Origin of the sequence: Streptomyces beigongshangae, assembly GCF_019710745.1 — a bacterium.
In the GTDB taxonomy this organism is placed as follows: Bacteria; Actinomycetota; Actinomycetes; order Streptomycetales; family Streptomycetaceae; genus Streptomyces; species Streptomyces beigongshangae.
Genome location: NZ_JAHKJW010000037.1, coordinates 32,313 through 52,825 on the forward strand (window position 1 = coordinate 32,313; position 20,513 = coordinate 52,825).

17 protein-coding genes and 2 pseudogenes are annotated in these 20,513 nt (G+C 74.5%); 7 read left to right on the top strand and 12 right to left on the bottom strand.

Annotated features, from left to right (window positions below; all coding sequences use genetic code 11):
• Nucleotides 1–358 precede the first annotated feature (358 nt).
• Nucleotides 359–577, top strand: a pseudogene (locus KM933_RS25955) (GNAT family N-acetyltransferase); the annotation flags it as partial.
• 430 nt (nt 578–1,007) lie between these two features.
• Nucleotides 1,008–1,565 carry a L,D-transpeptidase gene (locus KM933_RS39675; protein ID WP_260334168.1) on the top strand — a complete coding sequence of 186 codons (558 nt, stop codon included), beginning with the start codon at nt 1,008–1,010 and terminating at the stop codon, nt 1,563–1,565.
• A 159-nt stretch (nt 1,566–1,724) separates the two neighbouring features.
• Here the strand turns inward: KM933_RS39675 and KM933_RS40700 are convergent.
• Both KM933_RS40700 and KM933_RS25965 read right to left on the bottom strand, forming a co-directional pair.
• Nucleotides 1,725–1,838, bottom strand: a pseudogene (locus tag KM933_RS40700) (transposase domain-containing protein); the annotation flags it as partial.
• 21 nt (nt 1,839–1,859) lie between these two features.
• Nucleotides 1,860–3,005 carry a MerR family transcriptional regulator gene (locus KM933_RS25965; protein WP_430727367.1) on the bottom strand — a complete coding sequence of 382 codons (1,146 nt, stop codon included), beginning with the start codon at nt 3,003–3,005 and terminating at the stop codon, nt 1,860–1,862.
• 138 nt (nt 3,006–3,143) lie between these two features.
• Between KM933_RS25965 and KM933_RS25970 the strand changes: the two genes are divergently transcribed.
• Entirely contained in the window at nt 3,144–4,070 is a 927-nt protein-coding gene (locus tag KM933_RS25970) for an ATP-grasp domain-containing protein (RefSeq protein WP_221356249.1), read from the top strand.
• Nucleotides 4,071–4,074: 4 nt separating this feature from the next.
• Here KM933_RS25970 and KM933_RS25975 read toward each other — a convergent pair whose 3' ends face one another.
• From KM933_RS25975 to pgfA, 10 genes are all read right to left on the bottom strand, one after another.
• Entirely contained in the window at nt 4,075–4,701 is a 627-nt protein-coding gene (locus tag KM933_RS25975) for a hypothetical protein (protein WP_221356250.1), read from the bottom strand.
• The gene (locus KM933_RS25980) at nt 4,664–5,527 is read right to left on the bottom strand and encodes an FkbM family methyltransferase (RefSeq protein WP_221356251.1); all 864 of its coding nucleotides are present in this window, start codon (nt 5,525–5,527) and stop codon (nt 4,664–4,666) included. The genes KM933_RS25975 and KM933_RS25980 overlap by 38 nt, the downstream gene beginning before the upstream one ends.
• Complete coding sequence (locus KM933_RS25985; protein ID WP_308013548.1) at nt 5,524–5,862, bottom strand: Trm112 family protein; 339 nt, start codon at nt 5,860–5,862, stop codon at nt 5,524–5,526. The genes KM933_RS25980 and KM933_RS25985 overlap by 4 nt, the downstream gene beginning before the upstream one ends.
• Nucleotides 5,744–6,817 carry a hypothetical protein gene (locus KM933_RS25990; RefSeq protein WP_308013549.1) on the bottom strand — a complete coding sequence of 358 codons (1,074 nt, stop codon included), beginning with the start codon at nt 6,815–6,817 and terminating at the stop codon, nt 5,744–5,746. The genes KM933_RS25985 and KM933_RS25990 overlap by 119 nt, the downstream gene beginning before the upstream one ends.
• A gap of 15 nt (nt 6,818–6,832) precedes the next feature.
• Nucleotides 6,833–7,573: a class I SAM-dependent methyltransferase gene (locus tag KM933_RS25995; protein WP_221356253.1), complete on the bottom strand. Its 741-nt coding sequence runs from the start codon at nt 7,571–7,573 to the stop codon at nt 6,833–6,835.
• Complete coding sequence (locus KM933_RS26000; RefSeq protein WP_221356254.1) at nt 7,570–8,958, bottom strand: condensation protein; 1,389 nt, start codon at nt 8,956–8,958, stop codon at nt 7,570–7,572. Before KM933_RS26000 ends, KM933_RS25995 begins: the two co-directional genes overlap by 4 nt.
• A complete protein-coding gene (locus KM933_RS26005) occupies nt 8,955–13,565 on the bottom strand; it encodes an alpha-(1->3)-arabinofuranosyltransferase domain-containing protein (RefSeq protein WP_221356299.1) in 4,611 nt (1,536 codons plus the stop codon). The genes KM933_RS26000 and KM933_RS26005 overlap by 4 nt, the downstream gene beginning before the upstream one ends.
• Complete coding sequence (locus tag KM933_RS26010; protein WP_221356255.1) at nt 13,562–14,374, bottom strand: class I SAM-dependent methyltransferase; 813 nt, start codon at nt 14,372–14,374, stop codon at nt 13,562–13,564. Before KM933_RS26010 ends, KM933_RS26005 begins: the two co-directional genes overlap by 4 nt.
• Nucleotides 14,371–15,525 carry a glycosyltransferase family 4 protein gene (locus tag KM933_RS26015; RefSeq protein WP_221356256.1) on the bottom strand — a complete coding sequence of 385 codons (1,155 nt, stop codon included), beginning with the start codon at nt 15,523–15,525 and terminating at the stop codon, nt 14,371–14,373. Before KM933_RS26015 ends, KM933_RS26010 begins: the two co-directional genes overlap by 4 nt.
• Before the next feature lie 327 nt (nt 15,526–15,852).
• A complete protein-coding gene (gene pgfA, locus KM933_RS26020; protein ID WP_221356257.1) occupies nt 15,853–16,884 on the bottom strand; it encodes a cell envelope lipid trafficking protein PgfA in 1,032 nt (343 codons plus the stop codon).
• Between the two features lie 321 nt (nt 16,885–17,205).
• Here pgfA and KM933_RS26025 point away from each other — a divergent pair, with 321 nt between their 5' ends.
• The 4 genes from KM933_RS26025 to KM933_RS26040 all read left to right on the top strand — a co-directional run bounded on the left by KM933_RS26025 (nt 17,206) and on the right by KM933_RS26040 (nt 20,483).
• Nucleotides 17,206–17,358 (top strand): hypothetical protein, encoded by a 153-nt coding sequence (locus KM933_RS26025; RefSeq protein WP_221356258.1) that lies wholly within the window; start codon nt 17,206–17,208, stop codon nt 17,356–17,358.
• Nucleotides 17,359–17,360: 2 nt separating this feature from the next.
• Entirely contained in the window at nt 17,361–18,605 is a 1,245-nt protein-coding gene (locus KM933_RS26030) for a PucR family transcriptional regulator (RefSeq protein WP_221356259.1), read from the top strand.
• A 193-nt stretch (nt 18,606–18,798) separates the two neighbouring features.
• Nucleotides 18,799–19,572 carry an IclR family transcriptional regulator gene (locus tag KM933_RS26035; RefSeq protein ID WP_221356260.1) on the top strand — a complete coding sequence of 258 codons (774 nt, stop codon included), beginning with the start codon at nt 18,799–18,801 and terminating at the stop codon, nt 19,570–19,572.
• A complete protein-coding gene (locus KM933_RS26040) occupies nt 19,569–20,483 on the top strand; it encodes an SMP-30/gluconolactonase/LRE family protein (RefSeq protein ID WP_221356261.1) in 915 nt (304 codons plus the stop codon). The genes KM933_RS26035 and KM933_RS26040 overlap by 4 nt, the downstream gene beginning before the upstream one ends.
• Nucleotides 20,484–20,513 lie beyond the last annotated feature (30 nt).

The window sequence follows — 20,513 nt, forward strand, 5'->3', positions numbered from 1 at the left end:
GAGCCGTGTCAGGAGGTCGCTGGTGACGAATCGACCGTCCGGGACCCGGCCGAGAGGACCACGACGACGAGCACCACACCCGGTGAAGGGTCCAGCAGCGGGCACGGGGACAGCCCACGAGCGACGCCGGCCGCGGACGCCCGACGAGGCGCCTACCGGGAGAAGCTGCTGGAGGCGATCGGGGTCTTGACCGCCGCGGCACGACCCGCGCGGCCGCGGCTGCAGCGCACCGACGACGGTGACTGGACCGACGACCTGATGAGGGCCGCCGACCGGGCTGACTGGGCTGAGCTCGTGACCCCGGCCCCGGCCCCACCGGAGTTCGCGGCCGCGAACTCCGGTGGGGCCGAGGCGATCGCTGGCCGTCCGCCCGAGGATGCGGAAGCAGGGCGTGGCGCACGCGCTCTCCCGCGCGCTTCTGGAGGGTCGGCCCGAGGACCTCGCCGTCCTCCTCGTGGACGTCGAACACCCGCGCGTACAGGCGCTGTACGAGGACCGGGGCTTCCGTAAGGCCGGGGAGCGCCGACCCTTCCCGGACTCCCCGCCGTACGCCGTCACGTTCGCGGAGCTGCCGTTGGGCCGACGTCCCGGTCCGGCCCCGGTCCTGCTCCGGTCCTGGACCGGCTCCCGCGGCCGGGTCGTGGAAGGTGCCCGTGCTGAGCCGGTACGCCCGTGACGGTGGGCCGCGGGAAGCGACGACGTCCGGCAGGGGGCCGGGTCCGGTACGTAACCGCTACGGCGTCGGCCGCCGCATACCCGGCTTCCGCCCGAAGACGCTTCCTGTCCCGTTCGACTGTCCCGGACACGTGCCTGACCTGCCCGGACATCCGCTGCCCGTCCGGGACGCCCGAAGACCGTTGCCTGCTGCCGGAGCGCCTCGGAAAGCTTCTGCCCGGCCCGGACGATCCACCGGGTCGGCACCACGGGACATTCACGCATTCCGGCGTCGGCGCATGCGGGTGTCCGACTCCTTCATGCGCCACGCTTCACACGAGACCGGAGCATCCATGGGAACTCGAACACACTTCGTCCCCGTACTCCTCGCGGCAACCCTTGTCGGCGGCCTGGGGGCCGTCACGACCGCACCCGCCCAAGCGCGGCCGACGGCGGCGGCGCACTACCTGAAGTTCGACAAGAGCTCCAACACCAATTCCTCGTTGGCGCTGATGAAGAGCGTCGCAGGGCCGGACAAGGTGATCAAGAAGTACCGCGCCGGTTCCGGCGTCACCAAGAACGAGTGCACCCGGCTCAAGGGCTGGCTGCCGACCAAGTCGTACACGATCAAGAAGTGGCACACGAAGTACAACGGCGGCCTGATCAAGGGGTACGCGTTCCATCTCAACGACACCAAGTGCAAGGACGGGCGCACCCCCAGGACCGAACTGTTCATTCACAGCGAGATGACGAGGAACGGCGGCGAGGGCACAAGCGAAGCCACCCGCTGGGACGGGACCGGGGACTACAAGTCGGCGGGCTGCATCAAGCTGAAGCCCGCGGACATAAAGGACCTGTACAAGCGGGGCAAGGCCCTCGGGTTCCCGAAGAAGCTCGTGGTGACGAACTGACGGGTCCGGCCGAGCGGGGGATCTCCCGGACGTCTGTGTCCGGGGCGGGGGGCCGCTCGGCCCACCGGTGACACGGTGGGCCGAGCGGCCCCGCCGGCGTGCGGCGGCGGACGCCGTTCCTGGGCGCCCAGGGGCCGGTCGTTCCGCCGTGCACTCGCGAAACAGGCGCATCGTCGGCAGGAAGCAGACCCCGATCCGCGACGGGAGATCACACAGCCGCTGCCGCGCGGTTCCCGTCCCCGCGAGGCTCGCGTCCACCAGCTCGTACGGCACGACCGCCGTCGGTTGCCGGCTTCAGGCTTCGTCGCAGCGCTGAACCCGCCTCACCACGTCCGCCACCACGCAGCTCACGTTGTCCGGGGCGCCGGTGCCGTTCGCCGCCTCGATCAGGGTGCGTACCGCCCCCGCCGGGTCGGGGGACGTCGTGAGTGCCTCCTTGAGGACGGCGTCCGGGACGGTCGTCGTCAGGCCGTCCGAGCAGAGCAGGTAGCGGTCGCCGGGCAGCGCGTCGTGCAGGCGCAGGTCGGGGGCCGGGGCGGGGCCGCCGCCCGTCAGGGCCTTCGCGAGCAGGGAGCGCTGGGGGTGGGCCGTCGCCTCCTCCGGGGTCAGGCGGCCCTCGTCGAGCAGCGACTGGACCACCGTGTGGTCGTGGGTGATCCGGAAGAGCTCGCCGTCGCGCAGCAGGTAGGCGCGGGAGTCGCCGATGTGGACCAGGGCGAGCTGCGAACCGGTCCACACCATCGCGGTGAGGGTGGTGCCGGTTTCGTCCGTCGCCCCCGCCACCTCCCGTACGGCCTCCGCGGCGCCCTGGACCGCGTCCTCCAGGAGGTTGAGGACGCTGCCGGCGGGGAGCGGCTCGGCGTCGAGGGACTTCAGGGCCTCGACGGCGGCGCCGCTCGCGGGCGCGCCCCCGGCTCCGAAGCCGTCCGCGACGGCCAGGACCCGGGTGCCCGCGTACGCGGTGTCCTGGTTGGCGGGGCGCACGAGGCCGGTGTCGGAGACGGCGGAGTAGCGGAGTTCCAGCGTGGTCATGGTGGGCAGCTCCTTGTTCGGGTTGTCGGGGGACGGGCCCGCGAGGGGGCCCGTGAGGTGGTCGATCAGGAACGTCGCCAGGTCGCGGCGGGCCGCCGTCCGCGCCTCGACCCGCGACCAGTACGCGCGGATCTCCCGCGCGGCGGCCGCCGGTTCGAGTGCGACGACCTCGCGGATCCCGGCCAGCGGCATGCCCAGCCGCCGCAGCCACGCCACCAGGCGCGCCCGCTCCAGCTGCTCGGGCGCGTAGTGGCGGTAGCCCGTCCGCGGATCCACCCGCGCGGGGCGCAGCAGCCCCAGCTCGTCGTACAGCCGCAGTGCCTTCGGTGACAGCCGGCTCGCCTTCGAGAAGGCCCCGATCGTCATCGTCATTGGTATCGGCTTCGGCTTCGGCTTCGGCTTCGGCATCGTGGCGTTCCTTCCGTCCTGGCATCGATGCTGTGGCTTTCCCGAAGGGGAAGGTCAAGCGGCGCCGGGCCGATTTCCGGGATGTTGTTAACCTGCGGATCGGATCATCGGAGCCGACGCACCCGTGAGGAGCCCGCCGTGGCACGCACCGCACCCCGCATCGCACTCGTCACCTGCCAGGAGGTGCGTGCGTCCGGGTACGACCGCGACCTGCCCGTCCTCGCGGACGCGGTGCGGCGGGCCGGCGCCGACGCGGGTACGGGCACGCAGGCGGGGGCGGATGCCGCCGTCGTGTGCTGGGACGACCCCGACGTCGACTGGGGCGGCTTCGACCTCGTCCTCATCCGCTCGACCTGGGACTACTCCTGGCGGGCCGCCGAGTTCCTGGCGTGGGCCGACCGCTGCGGGGCCGTGACGGCACTGGCCAACCCGCCGGAGGTCGTGCGGTGGAACGCCGACAAGCGGTACCTGGGCGACCTGGCCGCCGCCGGGGTGCCCGTCCTCGACACCCGCTACCTCGCCCCGGGCGACCCGGCCGACCTGCCCGGTGACCACGAGTACGTCCTCAAGCCGGCCTCGGGGGCCGGTGCCCGGTACGCGGCCCGCTACACGCCCGAGGACCACGACAGGGCCGTACGGCACCTGGAGCGGATGCACGCCGAAGGGCTGACGGCGATCGTGCAGCCGTACGTACGCAGCATCGACACGGCCGGCGAAAGGGCCCTGCAGTTCTTCGGCGGGCGCTTCCTCCACGCCATCCGCAAGGGCGCCGTCCTGGCACCCGGCACCGCGTTCGACGACGAGAAGGTCCCGCACCCGAACCTGAGCCGCTGGGAGCCCACCCCCGCCGAACTCGCCGTCGCCGAGCGGGCGCTGGCCGCCGTGCCCGGTGCGCCGGAGCTGCTCTACGGCCGCGTGGACCTGGTGGACGGCGACGACGGGGCGCCCCGCGTCATGGAACTGGAACTCGTCGAGCCCAACCTCTTCCTCTTCCTCCACGAGGACTCCGTACCGGTCGTCGCCGGGGCCGTCGTCGAGGCTGCCGTCGAGGCCGCCGCCCGCTGACGGGTCACCAACTCGGCCCGCGGACCGCCACGCGTTGGAGCAGCCCGTACGTGAACTCCGCCACGCAGTCCCGCCGTACGCCCGAGCCGTCCGGCGCCGTGAACGCCAGCCCCCACCGCGTCGGCGCCGTCCCCTCCAGCGGCCGGGCCGGGGCGAAGGCGCGGGCGACCTCGTCGACCGTGCAGGACCAGGGCGTCAGGTCGTCCAGGGAGCGCAGGTCCGGGGCGGCGGCGTCCGGCGCGCGGACCAGCCACTCGTTCCAGGCCGTGCCGCCCGGCGCCACCAGCACCTCGAAGCGGAGGTCCGGCCAGAGGGGGACCGGCCACCGGAACGCCTCGCAGGACAGGTCGCCGAGCGTACGGGGCGTCACCGGCTCCGGCTCGCCCAGGACCGAGCGGAGGAGGGGGACCGTGCCCCGGCCCCGCGGCGCGTGCCGCACCGCCTGCCAGCGCCGGTTGGCCTCGCGCATCCGCGCGGCCGGGACGCCCAGTGCCTGGCGGGCGTCCTCCACGAGGTCCGCGTTGTGGTCGGCCATCCGGCGCAGCAGGACGAGCTGGAAGTCGAGGGGGGTGAGGGGGCCGGGGGACGCGTGGTCACCGGTCGGTCGCCTGGCTGGGGTCATGCGTCCCATCGTTCCGTACCGGTCGTGCGTCCCGTGCGTCCCGCGTGTGCCGTGCGTGCCGCTCGCCGGGACGCCGGCCGTCGGGGAGGAAGAGCACCGAGTTCACGTACCGGACGTACCCCGGCCTGCGGAAGGACAGCACCCTGCGCACCAGACCCTGCGCGGCCACGTGCGAGGTGCCCGCCTGATGGGCCGCCAGGTCGAAGGAGGCCAGCGGCAGCCAGGTGTCGCCGGGCAGTACCCAGCCCTCGTACCCCCGCTCGGCGAGGTGGGAGATCACCGGGTCGACGGGCTGGATGCGGGTCTCCAGCTCGATGAACAGGGCGGGCCGGTCGCGGGTGACGAGGGTGTCGGCCCCGCGCAGCACCGCGAGCTCGTTGCCGTCGACGTCGATCTTGACGAAGCCGACGTCCCGGAGGTCCAGGCCGTCCAGGGTGAGGCAGCGGACGTCCAGCGCATGGGCGTGGATGTCCCGCCGGACGAGGGAGGAGACGCCCCGGTCGCCCCGGTCGCCGTGCGGCAGCCAGAGGCGGGCCGTGCCGGACCGGTCGCCGGCGGCGGCGTGGACGACCCGGACGTTCCCGGGGGCCGTGGCGGTGAGCAGCCGGGCCAGGTGCGGAACCGGCTCCACCGTCACCACGCGGCGGGCCCGGCCCGACAGCCGGTGGGTCCAGGGGCCGTACCAGCCGCCCACGTCCACGGCGGTGCCGCAGCCGGGCGGGCAGAGGTCGTCGAGCCGGGACAGTTCGGGCTCGAAGCGCGGATAGACGGACCGGGCGGCGGCGGCGACCAGCCGCACCGGCACGAAGCGTGCCAGACGGGCTGCCAGGGTCATGGCGTCCTCGTCCCGGGGCGCCGGGGCCCGTCGGGGGAGCCGCCGGTCCCGCCCCCGCTTCCGTTCCCGCCCTCGTTCCCGCCGATGCGCAGCAGCAGTTCCTCGTGTTCCTCGTCCGTCACCTGCTCGCCGGAGGACGGGAGGAGCTGCGGGATGCCGTCCACGATCGGATAGCGGCGGCGCAGCCGCGGGTTGTAGAGCGCGTGCCCGGTGCTCTCAGGGCTTCCGCCCTCCCCCTGGGCCCCGGTCTCCTTCCCGTTCCCGTTCCCGTTCGTGCTCGTGTTCGTGTTCGTGAGGAGGTGCAGCGGCCCCTTGTCCAGCGGGCACGCCAGTATCCTCAGCAGCGGATCGTCCGGGTTCATGGTCGGTCAACTCCCTGTCGGACAACTCGGATGGCTCGGATGTCCCCGATGACGGGGCGGGGGACGGCGGATCGTGCTTCGGCATCGCGAGGAGCACGCAGACCGCGAGCGCCGTACCGCCGGTGCGCAGCGCCAGCCGCAGCGGGTCCCCGGGCAGCGACTCGCCGAACGCGAGCGTGCCGAGCACCGCCGTGAACAGGCAGCTCACCGTCGTGCAGACCGGCACGATCAGCGAGGCCCGGCAGCGTTGCAGCGCCGCCTGCGACATGACCAGGCCGAACACACCGGTGAACAGCAGGAGGTACGGGTACGGGGAGCGCAGCACACCGAGCACCGCGCCGCCGGGGCCGTCCCCGCCGAGGTGGCTCGACACCCCCTTGACGGCCAGCGAACTGACCCCGTACAGCAGGCCCACCGCCACGCCGTACTCGACGCCCGTCGTCGGCATGCGGTGCCGGTGGCGGGCACGGCGCTCGGCGGCCCCGTACAGCCAGACGCCCAGCGCCAGCGACGGCACGCAGACCAGCAGGATCAGCGGGGCCGGGGCGCTGCGGCCGACCGTGTCCGAGCCTTCTTCCAGGGACAGCACCACCATGAGGAGGGCGGCGAGGATCGCACCGAGCGCGTACCGCTCGCGGCCCGACGTCTCCTCGCCGAGCAGCACCGAGGAAAGCAGCACCAGGATCACGAGCCCGGCGACGAAGAGGCCCTGCGCGGCGGCGATCGGCAGGGTGCGGTAGACGACGAGCTGCGCGCCGAAGCCCGAGGCCAGGGCGAGGGACCCGCCGATCCACAGCGGACTGCCGAGCACCAGCCGCAGGAGCCGGGCGGGCCGGCGGACGCTCACCTCGGGCAGCGCCGCGAGCGCCCGTTTCTCCAGCACGAATCCGGCGCTGTAGAGCAGGTTCGCCACCAGAGCCGCCGCCACCCCCCACCACACGGTCTACGTCCTTCGCGCGTGCAGCAGCAGGATCGAGGCCATCGACGGGGCGCGGCACGCCAGCCGGTCCAGCGGGCGCAGCGGCCGGGGCACACCGTGGAAGGGCGCGCCCCGCAGCGCCACGACCTCGAAGCCCGACGCGGTCACGAACTCCCGCAGCGCACGGGCCGTGTAGAGCCGCAGGTGCCCCACCACCTCCGAGCCGGGGCGGCCGTGGATCGCACGCAGGCTCACCTCGGAGAAGACGGGCTGGACACCGGCGAGGAGCAGTGCGCGGTTGTACCAGGCGGCCAGGTTGGGGGTGGAGAGCATGAGGTGACCGCCGGGCCGCAGGATCCGGCGGATCTCGTCGAGCGCCGCGTCCGGGTCGACGAGGTGCTCGACGACCTCGCTGAACAGGACGGCGTCGGCGGATTCGGCCGCGAACGGCAGTCCTCCGTCGGTGAGTTCGCCGCGCACCGCGTACGGGAGGCGGGTGCGGGCGCGTCTGAGGGCGTCCTGGGACCAGTCGACGCCGACGAGGTGGTGGCCGGCGAGGAGCGGGGCGGCCGTCGCGGCGGCGGTGCCGTCGCCGCAGCCGATGTCGACGACCGTGCGCGGACCGGCCGTGGCCGGGCCCAGCGCGGCGGCGAGCATCCGCGCCTGGCGCAGGCTGCGGGGTGTGCCCGAGGCGACCGGGACGGCCGGGTCCTCGTAGAAGTCCCGCAGCCCGTGCGGGGGACGGCGGGGCGGGGCCGTGGTCATGGGGCACTTCCGGAGGGGCGGTCGGCGGGACGCTCCGGGGCGTGCTGCGTCGCGTGCAGGTAGTGCTCGAAGAGGTCGCGCAGGTGGCTGCCGTCGCCGTGGTTCAGCAGGGCGCGGGACCAGCGGAGCGCCACGTGCAGACGGCCCGCCGTGGAGGCCGTGGTCACCGTCAGCCCGCGCGGCATGCGGGCCGGCGCCGAGAACCACACCGCGTGCGCCCGCCCCGCCCCCTCCCCGAAGTCGAGGGCGTACGGGACGCGGCCTATGTTGCTCAGCAGGGTGGTCGACGTCCAAGGGCCGGCGGCCTTCCGCAGCCCTCTGGTGAACGCGGCCCGCCAGGCCACCGGGACCACCGGCGCCGTCAGCAGCGAGGCACCGTGCCCCAGTTGGGGACGCGACCGGGCCTTGAGGGCGCGGGTGCGGTCCGCGGTGCGGCGCAGCAGCCCGGCCATGTCGGACGCGTCCAGCTCCCCGGGGGCGAAGGGGACCTCGACCAGGCGGGTGCCGTTGCCGATCGGCATGTCCGTGCCGCGGGAGCGGTCGTCCACCGGCATCGTGATGCGCAGCGGCCGCGGACGGGCGCCGTGCTCCCGGTTCCAGTGCGCGATCATCAGCGCGGTCGCCACCATGAGCTGGTCGTTCACGGTGTACGGGGCGCCCTCGGGCCGGCGCGGGACGCTCAGCTCGGTGACGAGCATGCCGTTGCCCTGGTGGCGGGAAGGCGTGGGGGCCCCGCGTGCCACCCGGGCGGGCGGCGCCCACGAGGAGGGGGTGTCCGGGACGCGCGGGGTCTCGGCGCCCGTACGGACCGGGGGCGCCGCCGGGGAGTTGTCCCGGCCGCCGTACAGCTCCGCCGCGGTGGCCAGGACCCGCAGACAGGCCGGACCGTCGAGGGCGGTGTGGTTGATGGTGAGGAACAGGACCGTGCCGCCGGGACCACCGGTATCGCGGGAACCACCGGTGCCGGCGGTCTCCGGCAGGCGGACGACCTCCAGCCGGACCGGTGGCGAGGCCGACAGCGGTGGGGCGTCGCGCAGCGCCCTGTCCCGGGCGTGCTTCAGCGCGTCCCGGTCCGGTTCGGGGAACAGGACGGCCTCCACGTCGGCCGCCGGGGTGAGCTCCCACTCGTACCGCCTGCCGTACCAGGGGCGGGCCGCCTCGCGCACCATGATCCGGGGGTGGCGGTGCAGGGCCCGGGTGAACGCCCGGCGCAGGCGGTCCGGGTCGAGGCGGCCCGGGAGGTGGACCTCGATGTGGACGGTCTCCGGCTCCCCCTCCTGGAGGCAGTGCCGGGCGACCTCGTCCACCATGGGGAACGGGATGCGGGCGGGCGGCCCCACGGGGCCGTCCGTGCCGTCGCGTGCCGGGTGGTCCAGCGCGGTCATGCGGGGCCTCCTTCCTCCGTCCTCCTGCGGTCCTCGGGCGGCGCGGGCTCCCCGTCGCCCCCCGTTCTGCCGTCCCCCGTTCTGCCGCCCCCCGCTCCTCCGTCCCCCGCTCCTCCGGTCCCCGCCCCGCCGGGTTCCGGCTTGCGGAGCGGGATACGCAAGGTGGGCGGGTCGGGCCGGGCCCCAGGGCGCGGGTCGGGCAGGGGCCCGGGTGGCGGGACCCCCGGCCCGCGGGCCGGGACGGTCGGGCCGGACGCGGCCCGTGGCGGCTCCGTCGACGCGAAGGGGGGCGGCGGCGCCCCGGGTGCTCCGGGCGCCCCGGGGTTCGCGTTCTCCCCCTGCCGCCGGTACGGCGGCAGGGGTTCCGTCCGGGCCTCGGACCCCGGCGGCAGCGGCGCCGGCGCGCTCGTCCCCGGATGCGTGCCCACCTCCGGACGGGCACTCGCCCCCGGACGCCGGCCGCCCCGGCCGCCGCCGCCCCGCGTGCCGTACGAGGACTCGCCGACCGACACCAGACCCGCGAACAGGCCCACCAGGGACAGCAGTTGCGCCGTACGCCCGAACGCCCCGGCGCCCTCGGCGACCGGCTCCCCGGCCCCCGCCGCGGCGACGGCCCCGGCCCCCGCGAGTGCCAGGAACGCGAGAGGCACCAGCAGGGTGTGCCGCCGCCGGGCGAGCAGCGCGAGCAGCGGCACCAGCAGCGCGAGGAACCCGGCGATCACGATCCCCACCAGGGTGAGCGCGACCGTGCCCAGGGCGGGGCCGGGAGCGGGCGGCGCCGGCGGGGGCCCGTCCGGGTTGGGCGAGTGCCGCCGGAACAGCACGAGCCCGGCCAGCACGAGGACCGCGAGCCCACCGCCGATCAGCCCGGCCTCGTACACCCTCGACGGCCCGTAGGAGAGCTTCACCGTGCCGCCCTCGCCCGCCGGGATCCGCCAGCCCTGCTGCCAGCCGTCGAGCCGTACCGGATCGAGGGCGCGGCCGTTCAGCGTGGCCTCCCAGCCGTCGTTGAAGTTCTCGTACGTCGTCAGGTAGGAGGCCGCGCCCGAGCCGACGGTGACCTCGCGGCGGTCGCCGAGCCAGTCCCGTATGCCCAGTTCGCGGTCGAGTGCCGTGGGTGTGGTGACCGTGCCGCGGGTCAGCGTCACATCGGTGACGGCCAGCGGTCCGGCGTCGCCCGCCTCGACCCGGTGGGAGCCCGCGTCCAGCGGCAGCTCCGGGTCCGCGCGCCCTTCCTGGCAGAGGGTCAGTTCGACGGGCCGGCGCTCCATGAGGTCGCCGACCGTCCCCTTGGCGCCCGTCTCGTACAGCTCGTCGTCGACGGCGAGCGTCGGGCCCTCGCCGCAGGGCAGCTCGAAGGCGTGGGGGGAGTCCGGCTTCGGGGTGCGGTACTCCTCCAGGGCGGGGAGGTACACCTCGGTCAGGCCGACCGGCAGTTGCAGGTCCTCGCCCGCGAGCGGGTGGTGGAGGGTCAGCGGGGCCGTCTCGGTGACGGTGACGTCGAGCCGGTCCGTGGTGATCGGGGCGAAGCGGACCATGCCGTTCTCGTCCACGCCGGCGGTCGTCGAGCCGTCCGGGGACTGGATGTTCACCTCGGTGGGCCGGGTGGACAGTCCGCCGGCCGCGGCGAGGACCATCTCGCGCACCTGCTTCTTCTCCGCCCAGCGCAGGCGGACGGTCGGGTCGTCCCCGGCGATCCAGGCGGTGGTCAGGTCGCCGTCGGTGAGGTTGCGCGGCGACAGACCGGTGCCCAGCCGGGCCGTCGAGCCGGCCGTCGCGACGATCCGGTCCCGCTGCTCGGGCGCGACGTCGTACAGCAGCGCGTCGAGCGGGCCGCCCGGTACGGGGACGGCGCTCGCCCTCACCGTGTACGTGCCGGCCGCCCGCGAGGTCCAGCGGCGGTGCAGCCCGGCCTCCGTGCCCGCCGGGGAGAGGCCGCCCGGGTCGGCGGCCCGGTGCAGGGAGACCGTCTCGGCGGCCGCGTCGGTGTCCTCGGCGTCCCTCGGGAGCCGCAGCAGCCGGGTCACCTGGACGTCCGGGACGCCGATCTCGGAGAAGCCCGCACCGGACAGACCGGGGCGGCGGGCCGTCGAGTCGACGACGGTCACCTTCAGCCAGTCCGTCATCCCCTCGGGGGCCCTGATGCGCTGGCGCGAGCCGTCGGCCCGGAGCGTGCTCGTCCGCGAACCGCGCTCGGTCTCCACGCGCACCCGGGTCGGCGCCGGGCGCACGTTCTCCTGCGGCAGCGGGGTGACCCGGATCGACGGGGGGACCTCCGTCTCCTCGGTGAAGCCGATCCGCAGCCACTGCCCGTCCGCCGAGCCCGCCGACCCCTCGGCCCACGCGGTGGCCGGGTCGCCGTCGAAGGCGTTCACCGGGTCGTACTGCGGCAGGTGGAACAGCCAGTTCCCGCTCGACGAGGCGGTCACCGAGCGCGCCCCGCGCAGCTCGGCCACCGTCTGGTGGCGTACCCCGTCCGTCGGCAGGATCTGGTGGGGCTTCTCGCCGGCGCCCTGGAGGCTGTCCGGCGGATTGCGCTCGCCGCGGGTGTACGTGTACGAGGTGTTGCCGTTGACCAGGCCGAACCGGGTGTCGGCGCGCCGCAGCCCGTCGCCCCTCACCTGGAGCGGGGAAGCGCCGAGACCGGGGTGGTTGTCGCCGGTCAGCACGGTCGCCCGGTCGCGCATCGCCGGGTCGGCGGACAGCGGCAGCAGCGCCTCGGGCCCGCCGGACACGACGGCCGTGTCCGCGACGGCCTTCAGCCCCGCCTGGCCGGGGCGCTCCACGCCGGCGCCCGCCGGCTCGTAGATCTCGACGGCCCGTTGCCGCGGGTACAGCCCCTCCACCTGGATCGGGGTGTCCTCCGCGATGCGCCCGCCCGTCATCACCGGGCCGCGGCCGGTGACGCGCCGGTAGCCGGACTCCTCCAGGGTCCGCTTCACGGTCGTGGTCGGCACGTAGCCGAGCTGGTCCGGGTCGAGGTCGTTGCGCACGACCACGTAGTGGACGCCCGCCCGGCCCAGGTAGTCCGCGAGGCCCGGCACCGCGCCGCCCGTCAGCAGGGCCTGCTCGACGGCGTCCATCGCGCGCCGGTTGCCCGGGGTGCCGAACGGCACGTAGTCCCGCTGGGCCCAGCGGGAGTCCGCCAGCACGTCCAGGGGCTGGTCGATGGGGGAGCCCCAGGTGTAGATGCCGTGCGCGGTGGCGGGCACGACGAGTGCGCGGGAGTCCGGGGAGTGCTTCTCCAGCCAGTCCGCCGTGGCCTTCCAGTACCTGGGCAGCTCCTGGAACGAACCCGGTTGCAGGATCGACCCGTTGAGGTACGGCCAGGCGAGACCGGGCAGGACGAGGACGGCCGCGGCCAGGGCCGCGTACCGGCGTCCGCGCACCGGCCGGGCGCCGTCGGCCCGGGCGGCGACCCCGACCAGATGGGCCAGGCCGAGGACCAGCGCGAGCGCCAGACCGGTCTGGAACTTGTAGACGTTGCGGAACGGGACGAGCCAGCCGTCCAGCCAGCCCTGGACCGTCCCGTGGAAGGGCGCGCCGAACGGGCCGCCGTACCCGGCCAGGGTGATCAGCGCGACCGACAGCACGGTCAGCACCAGCCAGCGCCGCTCGGGCATGTCCCGGCGGGCCAGCCCGGCCAGGCCGAGACCGGCCGCCAGCGCCGAGGAGACGACGACGACCGCCGAGGCCGCCACGCTCCAGCCCGCGGGCAGCCATGCCTCGCCGAAGTGCAGGTAGGCGACCCAGTTGCCGGCGCCGCGCAGCGCCTCCGTGGCCGCCATGGTGTCCGTCGTGGTCCGCGCGTCCTCGATGTAGGGCAGGAAGTTCTCGCCGTGGACGCCCAGCAGCAGCAGCGGGACGACCCACCAGGCCGTCGCCAGGAGGACGCCCGGCACCCACCAGGTGATCAGCCCGCGCCGGCGCGGGCCGCGCGGCCGCGACAGCAGGTACAGGCCGACCGGCAGCAGGGAGGCCAGCGTGGAGGCCGCGTTCACGCCGCCCATGAAGGGGATGACCAGCGCCGAGCGCAGGGCGGCGACCCGGGCGCCGTACCGGTCGTCCGTCAGGGGCAGCAGCACCCACGGCAGGAAGGCGCCGGGCAGGGCGGCGGCCGAGGTCGAGCCGACGACGACCGTGAACACCGGCCACAGGGCGTACGCCAGCGCGCCCAGGAGCCGGGACGCGGAGTTGCCGACGCCCAGGCGCTCCGCGAACCGCAGCGCGCCCCAGAAGGCGACCGACACGATCAGCGACATCCACAGCCGCTCGGCCAGCCACACCGGCAGGTTCACCAGGTCGGTCAGCCAGTAGTACGGCAGCATCGGGAAGGCGTAGCCGACGTACTGGTCCGCGATGCCGCCGAAGCCGCCCTGGTCGTGCCAGAGCTGGCCCAGGTCGGACAGGAACCTCCGGGGGGCGAGCGCGACGCCGAGCTTCGTGTCGAAGGTCTGCCGGCCCGGGTCCACGGCGAGGAGGAGCACCAGGACCACGGCCCAGAACCCCAGCAGCCACCGCCTGGACCGCGGCCCCTGCGCGGGGCCGGGGTCCGGGGCGAGCGGGCGGGTGGTCGCCGGGGGAGGGGCCTGGACCGTGCTGGTCATGGACACCGCCGGAGGATGAGGAGGAGGTTCCAGGTGGCGAATTCACGCAGTCCCGGCACCCGGGCGACGGCCTGGGCGAGGAACGGCCAGTAGCGGGAGCGCGCCGAGACGACCCAGACGTCGTCCCGGGCGCGCACCTGCCGCAGGGTGGGTCCGATGTGCACGGCGAAGAGGTTCTCGCCGAGGGCGTGCTTGGGCGCCCTGCCGGTACGGCGCCGGTAGCGGGCGCGGGCCCGCTCGGCGCCCAGGTAGTGCCAGGGCGCCCACTCGTGACCGCCCCAGGGGGACAGCCAGTTGGTGAACGACACGTAGATCAGCCCGCCGGGCCGTGTGACGCGGACCAGCTCGCTGAGGAAGGTCTGCGGGTCGGCGACGTGCTCCAGGACGTTGGAGGAGAAGCAGACGTCGGCCACCCCGTCCGCGAGCGGCAGCAGGTACCCGTCGGCGACGACGGACCCCCGCGGCGGCGCGGGGCCGAGTTCGCGCGGGTCCGGCTCGAAGAGGTGGCCGTGGGCGCCGCGCCGCCGGAACTCCTCCGTGAAATAGCCGCCCCCGCCGCCCACGTCCACGACGATCCGGCCCTTCACCGGTCCGTCGTACGCCTCCACCTGGTCGGCGGCGTCGCGGGCGAGCAGCGAGTAGCAGCCCTCGGGGTCGTCCTGCTCGTGGCGGAAGGCGCGGAGGAGGGCGAGGGAACGGCGCAGCGAGGGGTCCCGGAAGCCCGTGCCCGGCCCCGGTCCCCCGTTCCCGCGCCCCCCGTTCCAGCGCTTCCCGTTCCCGCGCCGCCCGTCCCCGCGCCGCGCGGTCATGGCGTCCAGCCCCTCACCGCCTCCGCGGCCACCGTCCTGAACTGGCGTACCGTGCGGCTCCAGCGGTACTGGGCGGCGCGGTCACCGGCCGCCTTGCCCATGAGGGTGCGGCGGTGGGTGGACAGGGCGAGTGTGCACCAGGCCGCGGCGAACGAGGACTCGCCGCGGGCCAGCAGGCCCGTCTCGCCGTCCACGACCGAGTCGCGCAGACCGGGTACGTCGAAGGCGACGGTCGGGGTCCCGCGGGCCGCCGCCTCCGTCACCACCAGGCCCCAGCCCTCCACGGCGGAGGGGTGCAGCAGCAGCCAGGCGGCACAGAGCAGGCGGTGCTTCTCGACCTCGGAGACATGGCCGGTGAACTCGACACCGGGACCGGCGAGCCGTTCGAGGCGGGCGCGCTCGGGTCCGTCGCCGACGACGACCAGCCGGCCGCCGGTGACCGGACGGACCCGTTCCCACAGGCGCAGCAGCAGATCGATCCGCTTGTACTCGACGAGCCGCCCCATCGCCAGGAACATCGGCTCCGGCGAGCGCTCGGCGGGCGGGCCCGGTTCCTCCACCCCGTTGTGCACGACCCGGATGCGTTCGCGCTCCACCCCTATCGCGCGCAGCGCCTGAGCCGTCGACGGGGAGACGGCGACCAGCAGGCCGTGGCGCCGCGCACCCGCCAGCGCCCAGTGTTCGAGTCTTCGCCCGACCCGGGCGGCGGGCGCCAGCGGCCCGCCGAACCGCATCCGCCACAGATCGGTGTGCACGTGGTTGACCAGGCACAAGGTCGGTCCGCGGTGCCAGAGCGGCGCCAGGTACGGCATGCCGTTGCAGACCTCCACCAGCAGGTCGCAGTCGCCGATCCGGCGCCGGAACACCGATCGGGCGCGCAGGTAGTGGCCGAGGTCCCCGCCCGCCGACACGACGCGGTAGCCGCGGGAGGGGGAGGCGGGACCGCCGCACAGCAGGGTGACCTGGTGGCCGAGGCGGGTCAGGCCCTCGGCGAGTCTGTCGACGAGCAGTTCGGAGCCGCCCGCGGCTTCGTTGCCGAAGTCGCGGCGGGCGAGGAAGACGATGCGGCGCGGCTGTGGGGGAAGCGCCGGGTGTCGCTGCGCGGAGCTGGGGAAGGCGGTGCGCAACGACGAAGGCACGTGCTGGGGCATGGGTGCTCCAACTCGTCTCGGGGTGCGGAACCAGCGTGGGAGTGGGGGTCGGTCGGTACGGCTCGGTGCGTGGACGGTGGGGTGGCGGTCTCCCGGTGCGGTCGGTCTGTGCGGTTTGTGCGGTCGGTCGGTGCGGTCGGTGGAACCGGTCGGTGGTGCCGTTCTGCCGGGTCGTGCGTGCGGGGCGTTCGGCGGAGCCGTGGGGGGCCTGCTGCGGCGGGGCACGGGTGGGCCGTGTCCGGGTGGGATGGACAGTTTTCGCCCGCCCGTTCGCCGCGGCTACTCACCGAAGTGACAATTTCGGGTCTTTGTCGAGCTGACGTCTCATCACATCGTGAGCGACTGCTGGGAGCTCTCGTGCGCTTCGGGACGCGGCCGCCGCCGGGCGACCAGAACGGCACCCGTCACGGCCAGGACGAAACCGGTGATTCCGGCCACCAGGGGCAGTGTCCGCCCCACCAGGCGCAGCAGGCCGCTGTCCGAGTCGGCGAGCTCCACCTGCTCCTTCTGGGTCTCGGTGTCGAACGCGATGCGCTTGCTGTCGAGCAGGGTGACGGCGTCCTCCTCGCCGCCGGGCGCCCGGAGCGTCTTGCGGGGCCCGATGGCCGCGTAGATGATCCGGCCGGTGCGCTGGTCGGCCACCAGCTCGATGCCGTGGTTGGCGTACCACTCCTCGGCGAGCACCTGGCCGACGTCCTCCACGCCCACGAGACTGCCCGGCACGAGCCGGGTGCCGGTCTTGGTGGCGGGCACGGTGCCGGTGAACTTCAGGCCCTCGTACCCCTGGATCCGCTTCTTGCCGTCGTACTTCAGGGTGACGGTCGACCCGAGCGTGTTGTCCCACCAGATGTAGGAGCGTTTCTGCACGTCGAAGGGGAACTTCAGGTACGCCTCGCCCTCGAAGTAGGGCTCCTCCTGGCAGCAGTGGACCGGCTTGTTCGTCCTCCGGTCGGTCACCCAGCGTTCCACGGTCCACTGGAGCGAGTCGTGCGGATCGGCCGCGGGCAGCGACTTGTCGCTGTCGACGGACGTGGAGACGTCCCAGACCGCCCGGCCGCTCCTCTCGCTGTCGGCGACGTCGCCGCGGACCTGCCGGGTGATGGTGAGCTTCTTGCCGCTGACGGGTTCGATCCGTTCGGTGTCGAAATACGTGCCCGTGCCGGTGAACACGGTCGTCGTGTCGATGTCGACGGGCGTGCGCTGGGCGCGTGGTTCGACGTACCAGGCGAGCAGCGGGGCCAGCACGAGCAGGAAGACGCCCAGACCCAGGACGACCAGGGGGAGGGCGAGGGGAGGGCGTGGCCCGGAGGACCTGCGGACGGGACGGTGTTCGGGTGACGGGCGGGCTCTGCGGCGCATCCGGGCACTCCAAGGGCTCGTCGGCGACACGGCACGCGGGTGTGCCGGCACGGTGGGAGGGTGCAGGTGCGGTATGGGCCGGGAACCGTAGGCGCACCCTTGACGAAGTGTCAATGTGTTGTCGACACTGGGTGCTTGCCGGACGGGGCCGGTGACGCCGGGGCGGACCGCCCCCCGAAGGGGCACGGGCCGTGCCGTGCACGGCTTCACCGCTCGGGCCCGACCGGCCACGGCCGGCCGCGGACGCCCGGCGGATCCCGGACAGCGCTCCGGCGGAGCGCCAGGGTGGGAGTGACCTTTCGACAGAGAGGCTGACCCGCGATGCCCAGACTGCTCGCCGCCCTGCTGACCGTGACCGTCGCCGCCCTGCTCGCCGTGGGCGCCGCCCTCGGCATCGTCGCGCTGCTCGACGCGACGCCCGAGCAGCCGAACACCCCGCTCATCACCTACGAGACGGCCGGCCGGGAGCGCTGACCATGGCCGCCCTCCGACAGGGATCCGTCTCCGTGCGCTCGGCCTGGCACGACGTACCGCGCCTGCAGGTGCGGCAGTTCGCCGCGCTCGCGATGGCCGAGGCGCCCGTGCTCGCCGAGGAGATCCTCCAGGAGATCCAGCACGAGTACCCCCATCTGCCCGTCGTGCTCGACGACTCCGGCGAGCCGATGGCGCTGATCGGGATCCGCCGCGCCATCGAGGTGTTCGTCCAGCACCTGGAGACCGCCGAGGGCCGGCCGAGCGTCCCGCCGGGGGTCTTCCAGGAGTTCGGCCGGGGCGAGGGCCTGAACGGCCGCAGCCTCGACGCGCTCCAGGCGATCTACCGGCTCGGCGTCCGGCTCGCCTGGCGCCGTTTCGCCGAGATCGGGCAGCGCGTGGAGATCCCGCCGCCCGCGATGTACGAGCTGGTCGACGCCGGGTACGAGTACCTGGACGGGCTGGTCGACCAGTCCGTACGGGGCTATGCCGAGGCCGCCGCCCGGCAGGCGGGCGAGCGGCTGCGCCTGCAGCGCCGGCTGATGGAACTGCTCCTCGCCGAGCACCACCGGGGCGATCCGTCCGAGGCCCTCGCCGAACGGGCCGCGCGGATCGGCTGGCCGCTGCCCGGCCGGGTCGCGGTCGGCGTCCTGCTGCGGCCCGCCCGGGAGGCCGTCGCCCCCGCCGTGGGCCAGGGCGTGCTGCTGGACATGGAGTACGAGCAGCCCCGCATGGTGGTGCCCGAACCCGACGCCGCGGGGCGCCCCGAACTGCTGCACCGGGCGCTGACGGGATGGGCGGGCGCGATCGGGCCGCCCGTACCGCTGGCCGACGCGGCGAAGTCGCTGCGCTGGGCGGAGGCGGCCGTGCGGCTGATGGAGCGGGGGCTGCTGCCGTCGGGGGAGGTGCTGTACTGCACCGAGCACACCGAGGCGCTGGTCCTGCTCCAGCCCGAGGAGCTGATCGACGACCTGGCGCTGCGGTGCCTGGAGCCGCTCGCCCACTGCGGCCCCACGCACGGGCGGCGGCTGGCGGAGACGATGCTGGCCTGGCTGGAGACCCGGGGCGGGGCGCCCGAGGTGGCGGCCCGGCTGGGGGTCCATCCGCAGACCGTGCGGTACCGCCTGCGGCAGATCCGGGAGCTGTGGGGCGACGAGGTGGACGATCCGGACCGGCGCTTCGAGCTGGAGCTGGTGCTGCGGGCCCAGCGGTTGCGGGGGGAGCTGGGTGACCCCCGGGCCCGGCGCTGAGAGCCCGGCGCCGGGAGGCCCCTCCCTCCCTCCCGCGCGTCTGTACGCGCCCCCGTCCGCGGCAGGCCGGCGGGCGGGGTACCGGGGCGCCGGTCACGGGCGCGCCCATTGCCCTGCGTAACCATGGTGAGTAGCCTGTGTTCGCTATGCCGATCGGCTGTTGAAATTTCGAACGCAAGGGAGGGGGCCAGTTGTGGGACGCCTCGTACCTGCCGTAACCAGGGCTCTCGACATACTCGAGCTCTTCCTCGACGGGGACGGCACACTCTCCGCCCCCGACATCGTGCGCCGGCTCCAGCTGCCGCGCACCACCGTGCACGAACTGGTGACCACGCTCGCGGCCCGGTCGTACATCACGCCCGTACCGGGTCAGCCCGGACGCTACCGGCTCGGCGTGCGGCCGTACCAGCTCGGCAGCCGTTACTCCGAACAACTGGACCTCGCCGCCGAGGGGCAGCAGGTCGCCCGGTCCGTCGCGGAGACCTGCGACGAGACCGTGCACGTGGCGATCCTGGAGGGCACGGACGTCATCTACATCGCCAAGGTCGACTCCACGCACGCCGTGCGCATGGTGTCCGCCGCCGGCCGCCGCCTCCCCGCGCACTGCACCTCCGTGGGCAAGATGCTGCTCGCCTCGCTGCCCGGGCCCGAGCTGGCCTCGCGCATCCCCGACGACGCCGAGCTGATCCGGATGACCCCGAACAGCATCACCGAGCCGGCCGCCCTGCGCGAGGCCCTCGCGGAGATCCGCGCCCGCGGCGTCGCGGTGGAGAGCCGGGAGTCGAACCCCGACGTCAGCTGTGTCGCCGCGCCGGTGCGCGACCGCACGGGCCAGGTCGTGGCCGCGCTCTCCATCTCCGTGCCGATGATCCGCTGGAGCGAGGACCGCAAGGTCGAACTGGAAGGGCTGGCCGCCAAGGGCGCGGCCGAGCTGTCGGAGCGTCTGGGACATCGGAGCGTCGGATGACACGGGTACCCGCGTACGAAGTGGCCGTCAGGGCCGAGGCCGCCCTCGGCGAGGGCCCCACCTGGGACGCCGAGGGCCGGCGGCTGATCTGGATCGACATCCTCGGCTGCCGGGTGTTCACCTACGATCCGGTCTCCGGCCGGCGCACGGTGCTGACCACCGAGCAGCACGTGGGCGCCGCCAAGCCGCGGGCGGGCGGCGGCCTGGTCGTCAACCTCCGCGACGGGGTGGGCCTCTACGGCCCTGACTCCCTCGACGGCCCCGGCCCCGACTCCGGCTCCGGCTCCGGTGGGGCGTCCCCCGGCGGCGAGGGCTTCCGGTGGCTGCACCACGAGGCCGTCCCCGGGCGCCGCGCCAACGACGCGGCGGTGGCGCCCGACGGCTCCCTGTGGGCGGGCACCATGCGCTACGACGAGGCGCCGGGCGGCGGCTCGCTCTCCCGGATCGCCCCCGACGGCACGGCCGAGACCGTCCTCGACGACGTGACGGTGAGCAACGGCACGGGCTGGAGCCCCGACGGCCGCCTCATGTACTACATCGACACCCCCACGCGACGGATCGACGTCTTCGACTTCGACGGGCGGCGGGCGAGCAACAGGCGGCCACTGGCCGTCGTCGACGAGGGCGACGGCTTCCCCGACGGGCTCACCGTCGACGCCGAGGGCTGCGTCTGGGTCGCCCTCTGGGGCGGCGGCGCGGTCCGCCGCTACACCCCCTCCGGCGCGCTCGACCGGGTCGTGGAGCTGCCCGTGCCACGCCCCACGGCCTGCGCGTTCGGCGGCGCGGACCTGACCGACCTGTACATCACGAACGCCCGTACGGGCCTGGAGGCGCCGCACCCGCTCGCCGGCTCGCTGCTCGTCGTCCCCGGCGCGGGCAAGGGCCTGCCCCTGCCCCCGTTCGCGGGCTGACCGCCTGCCCGCCCCCTCCCGTATCGCGCC